The sequence below is a fragment of the Pseudoxanthomonas sp. YR558 genome (genome assembly GCF_900116385.1).
GTDB lineage: Bacteria > Pseudomonadota > Gammaproteobacteria > Xanthomonadales > Xanthomonadaceae > Pseudoxanthomonas_A.
This window is the reverse complement of record NZ_FPCI01000001.1, coordinates 2,424,416-2,444,658: the sequence shown is the minus strand read 5'-3', so window position 1 is coordinate 2,444,658 and position 20,243 is coordinate 2,424,416. Positions and strand designations below refer to the sequence as shown.

Annotated in this window: 10 protein-coding genes; 5 read left to right on the top strand and 5 right to left on the bottom strand. The window is 65.4% G+C overall.

From position 1 onward, the window contains the following. Positions 1-22 precede the first annotated feature (22 nt). From BM365_RS11280 to BM365_RS11270, 3 genes are all read right to left on the bottom strand, one after another. Complete coding sequence (locus BM365_RS11280) at positions 23-6,595, bottom strand: SdrD B-like domain-containing protein (RefSeq protein ID WP_158253550.1); 6,573 nt, start codon at positions 6,593-6,595, stop codon at positions 23-25. 190 nt (positions 6,596-6,785) lie between these two features. Further along, a complete protein-coding gene (locus BM365_RS11275) occupies positions 6,786-7,892 on the bottom strand; it encodes an OmpA family protein (RefSeq protein WP_093489227.1) in 1,107 nt (368 codons plus the stop codon). Beyond that, positions 7,837-11,169 (bottom strand): TonB-dependent receptor, encoded by a 3,333-nt coding sequence (locus tag BM365_RS11270; RefSeq protein ID WP_233210934.1) that lies wholly within the window; start codon positions 11,167-11,169, stop codon positions 7,837-7,839. Before BM365_RS11270 ends, BM365_RS11275 begins: the two co-directional genes overlap by 56 nt. A 522-nt stretch (positions 11,170-11,691) precedes the next feature. Here BM365_RS11270 and BM365_RS11265 point away from each other — a divergent pair. Both BM365_RS11265 and BM365_RS11260 read left to right on the top strand, forming a co-directional pair. Beyond that, positions 11,692-12,297: an ECF-type sigma factor gene (locus tag BM365_RS11265; RefSeq protein ID WP_093489224.1), complete on the top strand. Its 606-nt coding sequence runs from the start codon at positions 11,692-11,694 to the stop codon at positions 12,295-12,297. Next, entirely contained in the window at positions 12,290-15,037 is a 2,748-nt protein-coding gene (locus BM365_RS11260) for a serine/threonine-protein kinase (protein ID WP_093489222.1), read from the top strand. Before BM365_RS11265 ends, BM365_RS11260 begins: the two co-directional genes overlap by 8 nt. Positions 15,038-15,107: 70 nt before the next feature. On the opposite strand, the gene mnmG is transcribed toward BM365_RS11260, so the two are convergent. Together mnmG and BM365_RS18175 are read right to left on the bottom strand one after the other, a co-directional pair. Continuing rightward, on the bottom strand, positions 15,108-16,997 hold the full coding sequence (gene mnmG, locus BM365_RS11255) for a tRNA uridine-5-carboxymethylaminomethyl(34) synthesis enzyme MnmG (RefSeq protein ID WP_093489220.1): 1,890 nt from the start codon (positions 16,995-16,997) through the stop codon (positions 15,108-15,110). A 442-nt stretch (positions 16,998-17,439) separates the two neighbouring features. Then, positions 17,440-18,039 (bottom strand): hypothetical protein, encoded by a 600-nt coding sequence (locus BM365_RS18175; RefSeq protein WP_093489218.1) that lies wholly within the window; start codon positions 18,037-18,039, stop codon positions 17,440-17,442. Between the two features lie 156 nt (positions 18,040-18,195). Here BM365_RS18175 and BM365_RS11245 point away from each other — a divergent pair, with 156 nt between their 5' ends. Genes BM365_RS11245 through BM365_RS11235 form a run of 3 tightly spaced genes read left to right on the top strand, consistent with a single transcriptional unit; the run spans position 18,196 to position 20,241 of the window. Then, positions 18,196-19,158: a pyridoxal-phosphate dependent enzyme gene (locus BM365_RS11245; protein ID WP_093489216.1), complete on the top strand. Its 963-nt coding sequence runs from the start codon at positions 18,196-18,198 to the stop codon at positions 19,156-19,158. Next, positions 19,155-19,763 carry a YdcF family protein gene (locus tag BM365_RS11240; protein WP_093489214.1) on the top strand — a complete coding sequence of 203 codons (609 nt, stop codon included), beginning with the start codon at positions 19,155-19,157 and terminating at the stop codon, positions 19,761-19,763. Before BM365_RS11245 ends, BM365_RS11240 begins: the two co-directional genes overlap by 4 nt. Positions 19,764-19,812: 49 nt before the next feature. Next, a complete protein-coding gene (locus BM365_RS11235; RefSeq protein WP_093489212.1) occupies positions 19,813-20,241 on the top strand; it encodes a ketosteroid isomerase-related protein in 429 nt (142 codons plus the stop codon). Positions 20,242-20,243: the final 2 nt, after the last annotated feature.

Below are 20,243 nucleotides of genomic sequence, written 5' to 3'. Positions count from 1 at the left end.
CAGGGGTGGCGGGCTCGTCGATTCAAGGCTGATGGCGCACGCGTTCGATGGGCTGGTTTGCTGCATCCGTGCCTTGCTGCGGTGGATTGCCCTGCGGATGCGGCTTCGATTCCAGCTTCAATCCAGGCTGACCCGTCTCGGTCTGCACCGAACGGATCTCTCCCTGCGCGCGGCGGGCCTTGACCTGTTCTATAACCTCGTTATTGCACGAGCCTTCGATGAAATCGGCGCGGTGCAGCTCGCCCTTCTTCAGATCGATGAAGAGGCTCTGCGCATCGCCGGCATTCTGCGGGCTGCTGGTGACCAACCGGCTACGCGTGGGGAGCGTGCGGGCATCCACTTTGAGTACGTGCGTGGTGGGACGCAAGCCCCAGTAGCTGTACTTGCCTTCCACGTCGCTCACCAGGTACGTGCCGTCCTCGAGGTAGAGCCGTACGCCAGGAATCCCGATTTCCTCCCTGTCCTTCACTGCATTGAGATTGCAGTCGACGAATATCTGGCCAAGGATGCCGCCTTCGTCCGAGAACACGCCGGCGGTCACATCCACCTCCCATTGATCTTCATTGGAGCAGGTCTGGGTCGACGTCGACGAGATGAACGGCCGGCATTCCGCATGAGCACGGTTGATGCCATCACCCTCCAGCGCGCCCACGCCGATCCGCACCCGGTAGGCGAGGATCACCTCGGCGCCCGGATCGATGCGGTCCAGCGTCATTAGCAGCACGGGACCGGGGGCACCTTCCAGCGATACCAGCGTCGCACCCCGGGCGCGTACTTGCGCGTCGGCCAGTCGGAAACCCGCGGGCAGGCGATCCACGATCACCGGACGCACGGCGATGCCATTGCCGGTATTGCGGATGCGGAGTGTGTAGCTGACCACATCGCCCAATTCTGCCTGGCGCACGGAACCCAGCTTCTGCACAGTCAACTGGGCGGAGGTGTTGGGCACGGGGGTGTCCGCACATGCATCATCCTCGAGTGTCGTCGCGCCTGCCGTCAGTACCGCGCGGTTGAACAGGCCGTGGCCCGCACCTGCGCCACACCGATCATTGGTGGTGTCGCTGCCCGCGGCCACCTGCACGTGTACTTCGACCTGGTAGGTCTCACTGGCACCGATGGCCAGCACGCGTTCGCTGGCCAGGGTCCACGGCCCGGCGACCGGCTGCAGCGCCTGCCCGGATTCGGTGCCGCGTACATAGCGCGCCGACTGGATGCGGGCGTCACTGTCGAACAACGGCGTATCCGTGAGGGTATAGGTACCCGCGCTGCCGGATACGTGGCGGACGGTGATGGCATAACGGACCACGAAGCGATCCGCCGAGCCTGCCACCGGGACCACGGTACCGACGAGGTCCTTGGTCATCTCCAGCACGGCAGGTTCGTCGTTGTTCACCAGTGTGCACACCGCATTGTCACCATTGGCCAACGTCAACTGGTCGCCCGCCACAGTGCCGGCGGTGCACGTCCAGCCCGCCGCGGCATAACCCGGCAACCCGCGTTCGCCGAGTACGTACGTTCCGGCGGACAGCTGCACGCCCGTGATGGCTGCGTCGCCCGTGCTGCCGAGTAGGTTCGCCGGTCCCGACGCGGTCAGCACGAAGTCGGTCGCGACCGCCGTGCCGCCGTCATCATTGATGACCTGCTTGACCAGTGTCAGCGTCGCGCCCTGGTCATCGTTGATCACGATGCAGGTCGCCGTGTCGCCATTGGAAAGTGCCAGCGTGTTGCCCGCAACAGCCGCAGTCCCATTGACCACGCAGCTGAAGTCGCTTGCCACATAGCCCGGAAGATTGACTTCCGACAATACGTAGCTCCCGGCCGGCACTGCGACTGCCGTAATGCCGGCTTCGCCGGTCACACCCGAGACCGTTTCGGGGCCGGTTGCCATCAAGGTGAAGTCGGACGGTGCCGCCGTGCCGCCATTGTCGTTGACCACTTCCTTTACCAGGGTCAGCAAGGCGCCCTGATCATCATTGGTGATGGTGCACGTGGCGACATCGAAGTCGGCGAGGGTCACCGTGTTCGACGGTGCCAGCGTTACTCCGTTCACCACGCAGGCGTACAGGCCTGCGCCGTAACCCGGAAGATTGATTTCCGAGAGCTCGTACTGCCCAGGCGATACGCTCGCCGCCGTCACGGCGGCCGCCCCCGTGGCGCCTGCGACCTGAGAGGGACCGGTCGCAGTCAGGATGAAGTCGGTGGGCACCGCGGTGCCGCCATCATCGTTGTTGACGCGCTTGACCAGGGTCAACTGTGCAGCCGGTGCGCGCTGTACCTGGTCGTCGTTATGAATAGTGCAGACCGCTGCATCGCCTGCCTGGAGCGTCACCGTGTTGCCGATCACCGGCGCAGCCCCGTTCACCACACAGCTGTATGGCGTCGCGGCATACCCGGGCAGGTTCTGCTCGGCCAGCGCATAGACGCCCGGTTGCACAATGGCCGATGTGACGCCCGGGCTTCCCACGGCGCCGGAGATCGATGACGGGCCGCTTGCCGTCAACAAGAAATCTGCCGGCTGTGCGGCACCCCCATTGTCATTGGTGACGGTCTTGACGAGGGTCAGCGTGGCGCCCTGGTCGTCGTTGGTGATCGTGCACACGGCCACGTCACCGTTCGCCAGCGAGATTCCGTTCCCCGACACTGCGGCCCCGCCGTTGACGACACAGCTGTAGGCGCTCGCCGTGTAGCCAGGCAGATTGGTTTCGCCCAAGGCATACGCGCCCGCGGCGACCGTGGCCGAGGTGACCTGGGTCGATCCCGTTACGCCTGAAAGCGGGGTGGGCCCATTGGCGGTCAGCATGAAGTCGCCTGTGGCGGCGACACCACCGTTATCGTTGATGACGCGCTTCACCAGCGTGAGGGTTGCGGGCTGGTCATCATTGATCACGGTGCAGACGGCAATGTCGCCGTCCTGCAGCACCAGACTGTTGCTACTCACCGCAGCGCCACCGTTGAGCGTGCAGCTGTAAGTGCCCGCGGCGTAGCCCGGCAGGTTGGTTTCTGCCAGCGCGTAGGTGCCCGCCAGCACCGCTGCACCCGTGATGGCCGCGTCGCCCGTGACGCCACTGATGGTCGTGGGACCGTTCGCCGTCAGAGTGAACTGCGACGCCGTTGCCGTGCCGCCATGATCGTTGGTGACCTGCTTCATCAAGGTCAGCAGGGGGAGCGCGGCCGGAGGCGACAGGATTTCGCCGAAATCGTAATCCGTACCCGTCGCGCCGGCCGGCACTACGATGTCGGTCACGACACTCGGAATGGTGCCGCGCGCGTTCGCCGTTCCGCCGAGCGTGCCCACCGCGCGTTCGCCATCGGCGTAGTCGATGGGCTGCGCTTCCGTGATGCGATAGCGTCCGCTGACCAGACCACTGAAACTGTACGTACCATCGGCCAGCGTCTGCACCGTGACCGTAACAGGCTGGTCATCGCCCGCGCACACAGGCGACCCGGTGCCCGCAAGCGTTGTTGTCTGCAGCACGCCGTCCGCACCGGACGAGCATCCGTCGAGGGTGACATCCACACCCGGGATACCGTCTTCGCCCGCGTCCTGCAGCCCATCGTCATCCAGGTCCTCGAACACGGTACCGCTCAGGCTTCCCGTAACCACTTGGACCTGCGCGATCGGCGAGGTGACGGCCGCCGTGAGGGGCACGCCTCCTGCAACGCCACGGATAGTGAACGCGTTGCGATAGAGATTGCCGCCGACATTGCCGATGGTCGCCAGCGGAACCGTCAGCGTCCGCTGGGTGTTGTCCGGCTGGAGCCCGCTGCTCGCCACGCGGATCGCCGTGACCTGCGCGTAGCCCGCGGGGCACCCAGCACTGCCGATCTGCGCGGCGGTGCACCAGACCGTGGAGCCGCCCGACAGCGCATTGCTCGGATCGTTCGGATCCTGGCTGATGCTGGCAGGACTGGCGCTGGTGTAATAGATGATCGACGCCGGAGTTCCGTCATTCGCGACCGGCCCCAAGGCTCCTGCCAACCGCGCGGTTCCGCTGAACGTACTGCCGCGCGCATCGCCGCTGTAGGGCAGCACGTCGATGAGGTCGGAGCTGTTGAGGTCGTTGCCGGCGCTGATCCAGCTGAGCTGATAGCGCGCCAGTTGGCCGGGCTCGATCTGCGGCGCGATGGCGGTCTTGTTGACCTGGAAGCCACCGGGATTGGACACACGCAGGTCCTTGCGCGCGGCATGCACGCACAGGTTGCCCGTCACGTTTCCGTTGCTGCCGTCGACCGTGTAGCCGGTATCGAGAATACCGTCGTAAGCCCCTCCGGAAGCCTGGCAGGTACGCGTGTCCAGTGGCGAACTGACCACGGTGAAGTTGGGAATGTAGGTGCCGTTGGCCAAGGTCACGTCAACCATCGCCTGGAAGGTGATGGGCGTGATGGGCTGTCCGACGGCCACGTTGTTCAGCGTCCACGTAAGCGTCGTGTAGCCAGTGGACGGCGTATTGTTCTGGACGACCGGCGTGAGCGATGCCGAACCGGTCACGTAGCTCAGGCCAGGCGGCAGCACGTCCTTCACCGTCATGGTGGACGTCTGAGGCGTCGCAATCGCTGCCGACAGAATCGGATTGAGGACATAGGTGATCGGCTGCCCGCCCACCGCCTGGGTCGCAGCGTTGTCGGGAACCACCGTTTCCTTGGTCACCTCCGCGCGCGCGCCGACCAGGGTGACCGTGTCGCCCTGCTGATATGCGGTCTTGCCCTCTCCGGTGTAACCGCTTGGACCACCGGTCAACCAGTTATGACCGGTCGAATCGGTCACGATGCGCGAGCTCACGCTGGCATAGCCGCCATCGAACGTGTAGGCATTCCAGTTGTTGACGCGGGTTCCGATCGGCCATTGGTAGCCCGCCGCAACCCCCATGGCATTCACCGGCGAGGTGGCCGTCATGCGGACGCCTTGCAGCAATATCCAGTTGTCGCTCGGCTGTTGGGGGATCAGGGCGCGCAAACGCACCTTGGTGATCGCGACGTCGCCGCCCGGCACCGCCGAACGGTTGGCATACCAGGCCGGCGATTGATCGTCGGCGCATGTCCCCAAGGCATAGTCCGTATTATTGGCCCAGCCTTCGCCTACGCCATTGATGCCGCCCGTGCCGTACTCGATGACGTACTCGCCGGCGGCCAGCAGATGGCCTCCGTCGGCGGCTACGGTGCCGTTCTCGAACACGTGATACTTGCTGTTGTCGATCTTTTCGCAGATCACCGAGCCGATTAAGGGCGCCGATCCGCTGTTGGACATATGCGAGCGCGCGAAGACGGGCATGCCGTCCACTACCACGCCATCCTGCGTATGGTTTCCACTGACGCGCAGGTTATTGGCCGTGTTGTAGCTGACCCAGAATTTGATGACGCCTGCGGAACCTGCAAGGTACGTGTAAGGGACGACTGTCGTGTCGTTGGCGACATTCGGCTGAACCACCGGCTGGCCGCTGATGCTGGTGCCCTGCACGTTGGTATAGGTGTTGCTAATGTTGATGGTCGCGTTGTCCGATAAGTTGGCGCTGAACACCGTGGCCGGGAACCAGATACCGATCTGCTTGGCGGCCACGAAATTGGTGCCCGCCGGCAGCGGGACGTTGTCGACGGATCGAGGTGGATAGACGGTATTGGTCCAGAGTGCGCCCGCGATACGCGCACTCAATGCGCCGCCCGCGCCGCCGGATTGCGAGACGGCGCATGTTCCGCTCGTCTGCAGTCGATTGATCGAGGGTCCTCCACGACCGCCCGGCATGGCGCCGTCTCGCAGTGTGCTGGCCTCAATGCCGTTGTCCCAGCAAGCGTTCAGACCCGACGAAGTATTGACCGGGTACAGCACGGCGCTCGCCCGCAGCGCCGCCTGAACGGCCGGAGCGCCGGCAATGCCGTTGGCATTGGTGCCGGTGACGGTGAGATTGGCCAGCACGTCGTCCCAGCTGATGCCGTTCGCGTCCAGGTTCTCGATGCCGCGCGCTCCACTGGGCACCAGGATGCCGGCGTCAAAAGGCAGGATCCAGCCATCCGTCACGCCATCCGGACCCTTGCTGTACGTCATCCGTCCACGACCTTTGTAGAGGTCGAAAGCCGGCTGCGCGCGAACTGTCACGGGACCTGACGTAGGGACCGCCGGTACCGGAACAGCAGTTTCCGGGGTTGTCACCGTGGTGATGGGCGTAGGGATGCTTGCGCCATTGGGTGTCGTGCCGAGAATGCGCACGATGGGCAGGATGCGTGCCGTACCCGCATTGATCGGACCGGTACGCACGCAGGTCAAGGTCAGACCGTTGGGGCTGATGCTGCTGCCCGGCATGGCGCATTGGGGCGGCACGGATTCCCAGACCGCCATGATTCCGTTGGCGGGGCAACCCGGCGTGGCCGCCGTGCAGGTTGGCAAAGTAGACACGATGGTCAGCGCCGAATCACCACCATTGGTGGAGTACTCGATGTTGTAGATCATCGTGTCGTTGGTGCACACATTCAGGTCGGCCGCGGCCGGATCCAGCGAGCAGAGCGGCGTGGAGCCGGTCGGCGCCTGCGTGGTTCCGGTACCGACGATGGCACTGGTCACCGCCGCGTGCGCGCCGGGCGCGAGCACCAGGAGCAGCGCCAGCAACGGCACGCGCCAGCGCCCCGTTGCTGCGCATGCCCACGTAGGCGGCGCTCCACGGGACATGCGGCCGGAGGAACCGCGACCGAAGAATTTGCAGATTGCGTGCATGAAGTGTGTCTCTGTGCGTGTTCTTTCAGATGCGTGCGCGTTGCGACCCAGACCGATCGTGCCGCGGAGGCGCGATCGGCTGGACTCACTGTGCCGGGCGGCGGATGCCGACGATCTCGACGCTGACGCGGCGATCAGGTTGCAGGCACTGCGTCAGTGCGTGATCGGCGCGTTCGCCCCGGCACTGCGACGTGGCGCCGGTCGGCTGGCTTTCGCCACGGCCTTCCGCTTGCACGGGCGCAGAGACGCCACGCTCTTGCAGATACTGTTTGACGGTCCATGCGCGGCGTTCGGAGAGCGGTTGGTTGTACGCCTCGCTGCCCAAGCGATCGGTGTGGCCCACCAGACGAATCCGGTCCACTTGCGTATAGACGGCAGACAGGTGCGCGACAAGCTCATCGAGCTTGAGCTTGCCTTCCGGCAACATGCCCGCCAGGTCGCCGCGATCGAACTTGAACAAGGCATCGGCCGATAGATCGAACTGCTCGGTCTGCGGCGTGGGAGCCTGCTCCGGCTGCCTGCATTCGGCTTCACGGTGCTCTGCCTTGGCCGTGAGGTCTTCCGCGATCTGGATATAGGGTTTCGCGTGCCGCCAACCGCCATCATGTATCTCGTTGCCGGCATGTACCAATTCCACTTCCGCGCAGGCGGTGGCCTGTGCGGCGCAAGTGAAGCCGTCCATCTTCTTCAACTGGTCATACTTGGCCCATAGGTCCGGGCGCAGCTTTTGCGCACCGTTGACGAGAGGTGTTTCCCATCCCGGATCCTGGCCGCGCTCCAGTGCGCTGATCAGCGCGGCGGACTGGTCCAGAGCTGCCTGCGGGTAACCGCCTCGATCATTGCGGGTGTATTCGTGGAAGCTCGTATCGAGCCAGCATTGCGCTTTGGCCAGATGGTAGTTGTCGACGCGGATGCCCTTGTCGTTCAACGCCTTGATGCGCGCTTGCGTGGCGGTATACGTGTCGTGATCCGCATGGATGGGGGCATCCGCGATGCGTGCCCCTGCCGGAGCCAGCATGGGCTCCTGCGCGGATGCCTGGCGGAAGGCGATCAGGCCAATGATGGCTGCCGTCAGCAGGCTGACGGTGATCAGAGTGGCGCGCTTTGCATACGGGGTATTGGACATGGTGGTCTCCTCAGCGCGGCAGCGCGCGATTGGTGGCGGGGTCGTTGCCGCGGAACAGGTCTTCATCGAACTTGAATCGCAATCTCAGGAATGCGCCCTGGTTGGTGTACTCGGCACCGGTCATGTCGTCGTCGCGGAATCCGCGCTCGTTGAAGCCCGCCGAAAGCCACAGGTTCGACGTCAGCAGGTAGCCGACTTCCGCACCAAGCGCGTACTGCGCGCCCCCACCCGGACTCCACATCCGGTAGGCCATTGCGCTGACATCCCAGCGCTCGCTCAGTCCATAGGTCACGCGGCCGCCCGCCAGGTAGGCGGTGTAACGACTCTTTTCGTCGGCATAGATATCGGTCTGCCGTTTTCCAGCCAGCCGGCCCGTGAGCCACCACACCCGGTTCGGGTGCCAATCCGCGTGCAGACTGACGACATGCTTGTCGTAGCCGTTCGCGCGAGGCAGCAGATCATCCTCGGGCAGGCCCGACGCCAACAGGCTGTTATCCCTGCGCGTCCAGAATTCGTACTTGCCCAGCACGTTGATCCGGTTGGTGTCGGTATCGCGGTAGGCGAAACCGAGCTGGAACCTGTCCTCGTAGCTGGGGTCGCGCTCGTCCCGGTACTCGTTGCGCAGGTAGTAATTGCGGACGAGCAGTGTCCAGTCGCGATCGATCTTGCGCGCGACCGTCACCGTGGACATCCAACTGTCGTAGCTCGCGTCCGTCGCGATGGGACTTCCATTGTCGTTGCCGTAGGCAGCAACCCCCACCTTGCGCCACTCCAAGCGACCGTTCACCAGCCACAACTCGGACGGCCGCCACTCGGCGGCGAGCGTAGCGGCCGTCGATTTCTGGCCGTCGCCGTCCAGGATCTCAAGCCGCTCGAATCCTGTCTGCAACGTGAGGCTGTCGGTGACGTGCCACAGGTTGCGCAGGCCGCTCGCCCACTGCATCTGGCGCGCACCGAAGCTGTCGTACATGCGGTACTCGTTGAACAACGAGCCGCCTTCCATGTACTCCGTGTCCAGGCCGAACACGAATGCGTTCGTCTCGTAAGGACTCGGCGTCACTACTCCCGTCAGCGGGTTGGTGACACCTTCTGACGTGGCCACGGTGCTGAGGCCCGTGTTCCATTCGTAGCGACCGAAAAGACGCGTCTGGTCGTGCACCTGCCACTCCGCGCCGAGTGACGCGCGACGATGATCGGCATGGTTGAGGTCCTGTTCGACCTCCCCCGTCAGGTCGAAGCGCTCACCGATGCGGTACCGCGAGGCGATCCGCAGTGCCGTGTACTCCACGGGCACGCCTGCCAGTCCGTTGCCTACCCAGCTGCCAAAACCGCTGCTGTAGCCCGCTCCAGTGTTGTAGAGCGTCTGCCCACTGCCCAGACCGACCGCGGTACTGCTGGAAACGGATGCCACTCCGTAGGAAGAACCTAGGCCCCGGGGAACGACCAGGCCATTGCTTCCACTTGTACCCGCATGCTCGCTGACGTGATTGGCGCCCACTTCGAGCGTGAAAGCCGGCGTGGGTGTGAAGCGCACGCCCAGTTGAGCTTGCGTACGCTCCGCCTCGCTTTGCTCGTCCTCCACGTAATTGGCTTGGGTGTACAGCGCCCAGCGCGGCTCGGGGTCTCCCGCCACCAATGTCAATGTTCCGTCGACGCCGGCCTGGCGACGCCCGCCAAGATACGAAGACGCAGGATTTTCGAATTCCGCGTCGCTCCGGCCAAACCAGGCGAGCAGGCTAGCGCGTTCACCGCGATGGCCGAACTCCGCTCGCCAGGCGTCGCCTTGCAGCGCTTCGCCAGGCGTGGCCGTGATGCCGGCCAGATTCCCACCAACGGATCCCGCGAGGCTGCGCGTACGCGCATACTCACCGCGTACCCAGGTGTTCTGTCCGAGGCTGAAGGTCGCGTTCGCGCTCCCCAACTCAAACGGGGCGAGCGGATTCTCGTCCTTGACGTAGCTACCGCCGATCTCCAAGCGCTCGATGGGCCGGAACTGCCCATTGACGCCATACACCCAGTAGCTCTCGCCTCCTTGGTCCACTTCGTAGGTGATGCGCACGGACACTGGATTCAGTGCGGAGTCCATCGACGACACGGGCGTGACGAAGACAATCCGCCCGCTGAAGGGCTCGAACGTATAGTCGGCAAAGCGTGAGAGCGTTCGCACATCGACGATGCGGGAGGGCGCATAGCGATCGCGCGTGATGATCTCGACGCGCTCCGTACCGAGCACGGCATTCTCGCTGTTGCTCACCGTGTAGGGGCCGGAGAGTCCGCGACCTGGGAATTCTTCGACAACCTGACGAAGGGTGTCGCGCGCCGCGAAGACATCCAGCGCTCCCTTGTCGTTCTCCAGGTGGCCTCGCACGCCCGTCATCGCGCGGTTGTACTGACCGAGGTCGCGCACCTGGGTGCTCGCCACATCGCCTTGGCCGTGACGCTGGCTGAAGCCATCGCCGGTGGCGATGTCGCCATACATCAGGTAATGCCGGCCCTTGTCCAAGCGCAGGTAGAGGCGACTGCTGCTGCGCGCCTCAAAGCCCACGATGGAGGCGTCGCCATACACCGGATACCAGCGCTCGGGGTCGATGTCGCGAAACAGCCGGTCATGTCCCGGCTTGTCGCTGTCATACGCCATGGTGAGCAGCGCATCACCGCGGACCTTGCCTTTCAGGAAGAACGCGCTGCGCAAGGCCGCGCTCCGTTTTCCGTCCCCACTTTCGCGCGACCAGCTGTTGATCTGCTCTTCGAAGCCGTCGTCGGGCCGGGCCTGGTCGAGTGCCAGCGGGTTCTTACGGTCGAACCGAAAAACGCCGTCCACGACGCCGAGTGCGATCATCTCGCGCAGCTCGGGAATGAAGCTGACCTCGCCACGCGCGACGGAGCCGCCCCCGACCGCTTGTACCGTCACGACCTGGGGGTCGATGGGTGCCAGCAGCCATGCTTCGGCTTCACCATTGACTAGAGCAACCTGTATGCCGGGCATGACGCGGTCCGCATCGCGCGGAGCGAGACCAGCCTCGTCACTGGATGCGCCCGGGAGCTGCCATATACCCGCGGTGGCCTCCAGGGTCACGACTACCGTTTCATCGGCGGATTGATGCGGGGCGCCTGGAAAACGCACCCTGACCTTGACGTGGCTTTGACCGTCGGCCGGCGCGCTGTCGCGATCCACCTCCAGCACTAGCCGCCCATCCGGTTGCGCTTGCGATAGGCCTGCCGGCTCGCGCGCACCGATGCGCTCCGCCGCAACGGCAGCCTGCGCCACCGGCAGTAACAGCGCGGCGGTGACAGCGAGGTTCAGCGCGGTTTTTCTGATGTAAGAACGTTTGGTCTTGTCCACTGTCAGCCTTCGCGGTTGGCACGCCGCGAACGCCAGCAACCCTTGTCGACGGAGACACATGGATCGCCATGCCGGCGGCAGCCAGGCATGGCGATCTCGAGACGCTATGCTCGATTGGGCACTGCAAGGCGATCGAAACCCTGCGTACTGGAAGCGGAGCTACCTACCTAAGCGGCGCCCTGTACTCCCGGCTTGCGTTACGGCCGTCGGGCCGCCCCCTGTGTCACACATTCCGATCCGGATCCTGACGTTCGCCTCTTTGCGTATATGTATGTACTTGGTCGCGAGGCGCGGCACAGTCCGGACGTGACGGACGTCAAATATTTTTCCGGGCTTGGCGTGTCCTAGAAATCGGGAACAGCGAAAGGACGTAAACCATTTCCGGATCCGGACACAGTCCGCAAAAAGCGGATTTCCTCGAGTGGTGTCCCCTCGGCTTCCCACATGCCGAATCACATATACGCGCGCTCAACGGCGTGTGCTTTCCGCGTTCGCGGCGGGCGACCGACCAGGCCATGATCGATGCAGGATGAAACGGAGTCCTTGGATGTCGCCCGCCAGAGCCAGGTGCAAGGCGAAGTCACCCGTTTGCTGGGTCAGATGAAGCAAGGCGACAGGACGGCGTGGCGCGACGTGTACACCTTGCTGTACCAGGATCTACGTGGCCAGGCACGTCGCTACACCTGGCGGGATCGCGGCATCACGTACTCGCCCACCGTACTCGTTCATGAGACATGGCTACGTCTGCAAGAAGACAGCCTGCAGGCCGTCAATCGGGCGCAGCTCTTCTCGATCATGGCTAAAGCCATGCGATGCACGTTGATCGATGGCTTGAGGCGCCGATGGAGCGAGAAGCGAGGCGGCAAAGGCGAGACCGTCGAGCTGGACGAAGCCGAAGACCTTGCCTGGAGAGAAGGGGCCGAACTGCTGATCGCGCTCGATGCGTCGCTGGAAGAACTCGATCAACTTCATCCGCGCCTGGCGAAAGTGGTGGAGTGGCGATACTTCGGGGGTTACACGGAGATGGAGATCGCTGGCCTGCTTGGTGTGACCGACCGGACGGTAAGGAGGGACTGGCAGGCGGCGCGACACTTCCTGATGCAGCGGCTGGCCAGTGAGGTTGGCTGAGCCCGACATCGCGGGGCGGAAGCGGGCGCTGCATTCGCTTCGGTTCCACCTGGCGCTGCCTGCCTGCCTGCGTACGGCGCATCTGGGCATCCTCCGCGTCCTATGGCCGCATCGGCACGCGCAGGTGTCCACATGGCTGCACGCGGACACCCGCTGGTTGGACGCGCTGCCCGCGCCATCGGCCTCGATCCCGGCGACCCCGCAGGCTCCCGAATCCTTCGAGACGGCGTGCGCTTCGACGGAAGATACATTGGGCGCATGGCGTATCGTCCGCCTGCTGGCGCGCGGCGGGATGGGCAGCGTTTTCCTGGCGGAACGCGCGGATGACGTCTATCGACAGCGTGCCGCGATCAAGCGGGCGCTCCGCGGCGAGCACGCTGACCGGAACGCGGCGGCGCTGGTGCGGGAGCGCGCGATTCTCGCCGGCTTGGATCACCCTGGCATCGCACGGGTGCTGGATGGCGGCATCGACGCGGAGGGCGCGCCCTGGTTCGCCATGGAATATGTCGATGGCGAAGCGCTCCACGAGTGGTGCGCGCGCCGTCAGTGCACACTCGAAATGAAGATCGATCTCCTGCTGCAAGCCGCGGGTGCGCTGGCCCATGCGCACCGGCAGGGCGTGATCCATGGCGACGTGACGCCTTCCAACCTACTGGTGTCGCTGCATGGCCATCTGCGCCTGATCGACTTCGGTGTCGCCTCGCAAGCGCAATGGGACGGACTGCCGGCACGCCCCCAGGCTTATTCGCTGCCATTCGCCGCGCCGGAGATCCAGCGAGGACTGAGCGTCTCGGCCGAGTCCGATCTGTATGCCATGGGCGCCGTGATCGCTTCGATCACAGAACTGCAGGACCCGAAGGAGCCTGCAAGCAAGTCACGCGAGGACCGGGCGCTGCGCTCGATCGTCGCCCGATGCATGCACCCGGATCCTGACCGGCGCTATGTCGACATGGACGCTTTACACGCCGATCTGAAGGCCTGGTTGCGCAAGCGTCCCGTATCCACCCTACCCGGGATCCGCCATCGCGTCGTCCAATTCTTCCGCAGGAATCGGCGCGCGGCGCTGGCGTCGGCCGCGTTGCTCTTCATGCTCTCCGCGACCGGCGCATGGTTCGCTCATCGGGAGCGCGTTGCCGCGGGTCGCGAAGCGGCTGCAAACGCGGCCCTGCTGCAGCATGTCGAGCAATGGAACGGCAGTCGAGCGACGCTCGCCGTCCGTAGTTCCGCACTCTCGCCCGAGAGCGCTCTGCGCGGGCTTGAAGCTGCGATACGCCAGGATCCCGCGATCGGCCGGAGTGTTGTCGTGCGCGCACGCGGCCTGCGGTTGCTGGCTCGCTCGCGCGCCGCGCTTGGCGACCTGCAGGCGGCAACCGGCTTCGCCGAGCAAGCGCTCGTGCTTACACCGGTTGCAGAAAAGGGCAGCACGGAGAATGTGCGGCTGATCGCTTCCCTGCTGAATACACAGGGACACTTTTCCCGGGCCGACGCACTGCTTCGGGATGCACTGACCCGGTCCCGACGCGCGGAAGGGGATCCCGAACAGATCCTGCTGCAGGCCGAGTATGCGCTTACGCGCTGGAACCTCGGTGACCAGAAGGAAGGGTTGGCGTTGCTCAACCTGCAACTGGCGCATTCCGAGCGGGGCGGACTGTCGGCGGATGCGGCGCTGGTGCCTTTGTTGATCCAGCGAGGTCGGGCCCTGACCGAGCTGTACCGAATCGCTGAGGCGGGCGCCGATTTGAGAAGAGCGATCGCGCTTGCCGGCGACGCGCACGCCGATCTGCGCGACGAAGCGCGTCGCGACCTCATCCGGGTGCTGCTGATCCGCGACGAATTGGATGCCGCGCGGACTCTGGCCCAGCGCGTGCACCTGGATACGCTTCGACTATACGGCCCGCAACACCCGGAGACCGCGCGCGCGATGGTGATGCTTGCCCAGAGCGAATTCGCCGATGGCCACGCCGTGCGCGTCCTCCATCTGGCGCAGCGCGCCCGCCGTATCCTGGACACGAACGGGCTCGGTGCCAGCGACGCGTACGCCGAAAGCCTGCTGCTCATCGGATACGCGTGGCCCGATCCGCTGGATCCTCGCCGGCTGGAAACGTACCGCCAGGCGGCCGAACTGCTCGAGCGAGCGCACGGCCGCTTCCATTCGCTGACCTGGCGCGCCAAGCATGCGTACGGACTGGCGTTGACGTATGTCGGCTACTACCGCAACGAACCCGCGAACATTCGCCAAGCCATCGCGATGTATGAACAGGTGTTGGCCGATGGCCGGCATCGTGGCGTGCCCATGCCGCTGGTCGAGGCCGGTTATGTGCAGGCCCGGGTACTGGCCGGATCGCCGGGAAGCCAGTTGACGCCCTTGTTCGCACATGCGCGACAGCAGATGCGCGCGTGCTTCGGCGAGGATCGTCGCTACGCCATCAACCTTGACGTGGACTATGGCGACTACCTGTGGTCGCAGCGCCGGCCAACGGACGCCAGACACACGATGACCACGGTGGTGCTGCACTCACTGAAGCGTCCGGACGCCAGTCTGTTGCGGGCCGCCGCCGGAGCGTCCCTTCACTCGCTGGGTACCTGGGCCGAGCAGGATGGCGCGTTCGGTTCCGCAGGACGCTTTTACCAAGCCTGCGAGGCGTGGGTGGGCGGCTCAAAGGCGTCGCCCGCCATCGACAGCGAGATGGCCCGAGAGTGCCGTCGTCGCAGGCTCGCCTTACCCGTCAACGATCGGTAACAGACCCGGCGACGTAACGCTCATCGCGCCCCTGACGCGACGGATCACGCGCGCTTCAGAGGATGGCGGCTTACGCCACGCGCATGCGCCGCGCACGCTCCAGGTGCACCAGCAGCAGCGAGATCGCGGCAGGCGTCATGCCGGGGATACGTTGCGCCTGGCCGATGGTCTCCGGTTGCACGCGATCGAGCTTCTGCTGCACTTCGGCCGACAGGCCGCGCACGCTGGCGAAGTCGAAGCCGGCCGGGATCGGCGTGGATTCGTTGCGCTGCTGGCGCTCGATCTCGTCGCGCTGGCGGTCCAGATAACCGGCGTACTTCACGCCGATCTCCACCTGCTCGGCGACCTGTGCATCGTCCACGCCGGGACCGATCGACGGCACGGCGACCAGCTTGGCGTAGTCCAGTTCCGGACGCTTGATCAGGTCGAGCACGTTGGTCTCCCGGCTGACCTGCACGCCGAGGGTATCGGCCACTTCGCGGCCCAGGGCATTGCCGGGCGTGGCCCACAGCGCGCGCAGGCGGCCGGTTTCCTGTGCAATAGCGTCGCGCTTGGCGTCGAAGCGCTTCCAGCGGACGTCATCCACCAAGCCCAGCGCACGGCCGGTTTCGGTCAGGCGCAGGTCGGCGTTGTCCTCGCGCAGCTGCAACCGGTACTCGGCGCGGCTGGTGAACATGCGATACGGCTCCTTGGTGCCGTGCGTGATCAGGTCGTCGACCAGCACGCCGAGATAGGCCTCGTCGCGACGTGGCGACCACGCCTCTTTCTGCTGCGCGAAGCGCGCGGCGTTGAGGCCGGCGAGCAGGCCTTGCGCGGCGGCTTCCTCGTATCCGGTGGTGCCGTTGATCTGGCCGGCGAAGAACAGGCCGGCGACCGCCTTGGTCTCCAGCGACGCCTTCAATCCGCGCGGATCGAAGAAGTCGTACTCGATGGCGTAGCCCGGGCGCGTGATGTGCGCGTTCTCCATACCACGGATGCTGCGCACGAGCGCGAGCTGTACGTCGAACGGCAATGACGTCGAGATACCGTTGGGATAGATCTCCGCGACATCGAGCCCTTCCGGTTCGACGAAGATCTGGTGGCTGGCCTTCTCGGCGAAACGTACCACCTTGTCTTCGATCGATGGGCAGTAGCGCGGCCCGATGCCTTCGATCTGGCCGGAGTACATCGGCGAGCGATGCAGCGCCCCGCGGATGATCTCGTGCGTCTGTTCGCTGGTATGCGTGATCCAGCACGAGACCTGGCGCGGATGGTCGGACACCTCGCCCATGAACGACATTACCGGCAACGGATCGTCGCCAGGCTGCTCCTCCATCACCGAATAGTCGAGCGAGCGCCCGTCAATGCGCGGCGGCGTGCCCGTCTTCAGACGATCCACGACGAAGGCGCCTTCGCGCAGCCGCTGCGCCAGCGCGGTGGCCGGTGGGTCGCCTGCGCGACCGGCCGCGTACTGGGTTTCGCCGACATGGATCTTGCCGGCCAGGAAGGTGCCCGCCGTCAGCACGACGGCCGCAGCATCGAAGCGCAGGCCGGTCTGCGTGATCGCGCCGCGGACGGTGTTGTTCTCGATGACCACGTCATCCACGGCCGCCTGGAACAGCGTCAGGTTCGGCTGCGCTTCCACCGCGCGCCGGATCGCGCTGCGGTAGAGCGCGCGATCGGCCTGGCAACGCGTCGCGCGCACGGCCGGTCCTTTGGATGCGTTGAGCGTGCGCCACTGGATGCCGGCGCGGTCGGCCGCCCAAGCCATCACTCCGCCGAGCGCATCGATCTCCTTCACCAGATGGCCTTTGCCGATGCCGCCGATGGCGGGATTGCAGCTCATGGCACCCACCGTTTCCACGTTGTGGGTCAGCAGCAGCGTGCGGGCGCCTGTGCGCGCGGACGCGAGCGCCGCCTCGGTGCCGGCGTGGCCGCCGCCGATGATGATGACGTCGTACTGATGGAAACTGGGGCTCATCGTGGATTCCGGGCCCGCGCACAGGCGGGTAGGGGTTCAGGCAAAAGCGTTGGGGTGCGGGGCGAAGTTGGCACGCTTCCTGCTGTATACCCTTGCACCCGTCGTGGCAAGCGACCAGGGGCGCCAAGCTGGTAATGGAACAGGGGCCAGCAATGCGCACGCCGGGGATGCCGGGGGCCGGTAGTCGGGGGACTACCGGCCCCTTTTTTATGCGCGCAGGATACCAGAGCAAGAAAAAAGCCCGGCAAAAGCCGGGCTTTTTGTTAGGCGCCGACGCCCGGCAGGGCCGGAACAGGGGGGATCCAGATTTCCCTACCGGACGTCGACATTGAACCTTTATTGCCGCTTACGTCAGAAAGCGACGCAACCGGTCAACCTTTGTTCGCAGCCTGCGACGACCTGTGTGGGAAAGCAACGGAAGAGCCGGCCAAAGCCGGCCGGATCACTGCTCCTGCTGACGGATGGCGTTGTCCGAGCGATTCGACGGACGCGATACCGGGGCTGGGCGCTCCGCCCTGGAGGGCGCCGACCTTTCCATACGCTGGGGTCGCTCGGCTGTCCGGGGTGCAGACGGAGGCGCCGACACCCGGGGCGGCCGATAATCGCCTTCGCCTAAGCGCGGCTGGTTCGGCGCCGGTGCAACTTGGTTAGGGCGGTTAGGGATCATGGGCTGGGAACCGCCTTCGCGCCAACGACCCGTCGGGTCCCGCCAAGGCGGCGGACGATTGCCACCACCGCTCGTGGGGGGGTTTGGCGTGTTGTCGCCCGGACGCGGCGGCCGCGGATGGTGTGGGTAATAAGGGTAGTACGGGCCGTAGTAGCCGTAGTACGGGTAACTGGAGTAACGGTACGGCCCGTAATAACCGTAGCTGCCGTAAACGCCGACGCCCCCGTAGTAGCCGCCGTAAGGGTCGTAGTACTGGGTGCTGGGACGCCCGTAGTAGTAGCCGCCCGGCGCGGCGTCACCCACGTAGTCGTAAGTTGCGCAACCACCCAGCGCCAGGCTGGCGAATGCGATCGCGGTCAGATAGATACGCTTCATGGCGGAACCCCCGTTACTCTGTATTCGCAGCATCGGCCTGTCGCTTTGAATCCGTGCTTAACCCTGCCTGTCGTGCCCTCCGGGACTCAGCGCGCGGAAAGCCTGAGCGACCGGTGCCGGGGCTGCGCTACCGCCCCGATGCGTTAACCTTTCCCTATGCCGCTGCCCCTGCCCACCTTCGGCGACATTCTCGCCGCCGCCGCCCGCATCGCCCCCCACGCCCACGCCACGCCGGTGCTGCGCTCCAGCACCCTAGACGCGTTCGCAGGTTGTCGGCTGTATTTCAAGGCCGAGCCGCTGCAGCGCGGGGGGGCATTCAAGTTCCGCGGCGCCTGTAATGCGGTCTGGGCGCTGGAGGATGCCGAAGCCGCGCGGGGCGTCGTCACCCATTCCTCCGGCAACCACGGCGCTGCGCTCGCACTCGCTGCCCGCACGCGCGGTATTCCCTGCCACGTGGTAGTGCCGGAAGGCGCCAACGCAGCGAAGCTGGCCAACATCACCCGCTACGGCGCCCAGATCCACCTCTGCGCCGCCACGATCGCCGCACGCGAGACGATGGCCGACCGCGTGCAGGCCGAAACCGGGGCCATCCTCATCCACCCCTACACCCATCCGCACGTGATCGCGGGCCAGGGGACGGCGGCGCTGGAGCTGCTCAACGCCCACCGCTACATCGACACGGTCGTGGCGCCGGTCGGGGGAGGCGGTCTGCTCTCAGGCACGGCGATCGCCGCTGCTGCGACCACGCCGGGCTGCCGCGTCCACGGCGCCGAGCCGGTGGGTGCCGCCGACACTGCCGCATCCCTGGCCGCCGGCAAGCGCGAGCTGGACTTCGTCCCCGACACGGTATGCGACGGATTGCGTGGAACGCTCGGCGAACCCAATTTCGCGCTGCTGCAGGCACACGCTGTCGAGGTGCACACCGTGCCCGACGACGAGACGCTCGCGGCGATGCGGCTGATCTGGCAATGCCTGAAACTGCTGGTCGAGCCTTCCTCCGCCATCGCGCTGGCCGCGATCCTGCGCCATCGCGACGCATTCGCAGGCCATGATGTCGGCGTGGTGCTGTCGGGCGGCAACGTAGACCTCGACGCCCTGCCGTGGGAGCAGGCGGCATGAGCGCACGACGCAAGCAATCGCAGCGTGGTTTCCTCGGCTGGACGTGGCGCCTGCTGGTGATGGCGCTGCTGTGGTTGGTCGGCGTTGCCGCGTACATCATCTGGGTGGGACAGCGCGACGATGCCGCACCCGCCGACGCGATCATCGTGCTGGGCGCAGCCGCCTACGACGCGAAGCCGTCGCCGGTGTTCGAGGAGCGCATTCGGCACGGCATCGACCTTTACAAGCGCGGCCTCGCGCCGAGGCTGATCTTCACCGGCGGCTACGGTGGCACGGGCGCGCGATTCTCGGAGTCGCAGGTCGCGCGTCGGTACGCCTTGCGCCAGGGCGTACCGGACAAGGCGATCCTGATCGAATCGCTGTCGCGCAACACGCACGACAACCTCCGACAAGCTTCGTTGGTGATGCAGCAACACAACCTGCGCAAGGCGATCATCGTCAGCGACCCGCTGCACATGGCGCGCGCACTGCGGATCAGCAAGGACATCGGCATCCAGGCAGTGGGCTCGCCGACGCCAACCAGCCGCTTCCGTACGTTCGCAACGCGCTGGCGCTTCCTGCTGCAGGAAGTCTACTTCTTCCACCGCGACCGCCTGCCGCGCTGAATGCGTGGCGTATGATGGCCGCGTTCGCCCCACGCCCACGGAATCGCCCATGAAGATCGACGGCACGCGTAAGCAGGACCGCGCCACCGAACTGGTGCTGACCTACTACGCCGCGTTCAACCGGGGAGACTGGGAAGGCATGCTGGCCATGCTGACCGACGACGTCGTGCACGACCTCAACCAGGGTGCGCGCGAAGTCGGCAAGGAGGCGTTCGCCGCGTTCCTTGGGCGGATGAATGCGAGTTACCGCGAACAGCTGCGCAACATCGTGGTGCTGGCGACGCAGGATGGGAACCACGCCGCCGCCGAGTACGTGGTGCACGGCGAATACCTGCACACCGACGAAGGTCTGCCGGACGCGAACGGGCAAACTTACGTGCTGCCGGGTGGCGCGTTCTTCGATATCCGCGACGATCGGATCGCCCGCGTCACCAACTACTACAACCTGCAGGACTGGATCGCGCAGGTTTCGCGCTGACC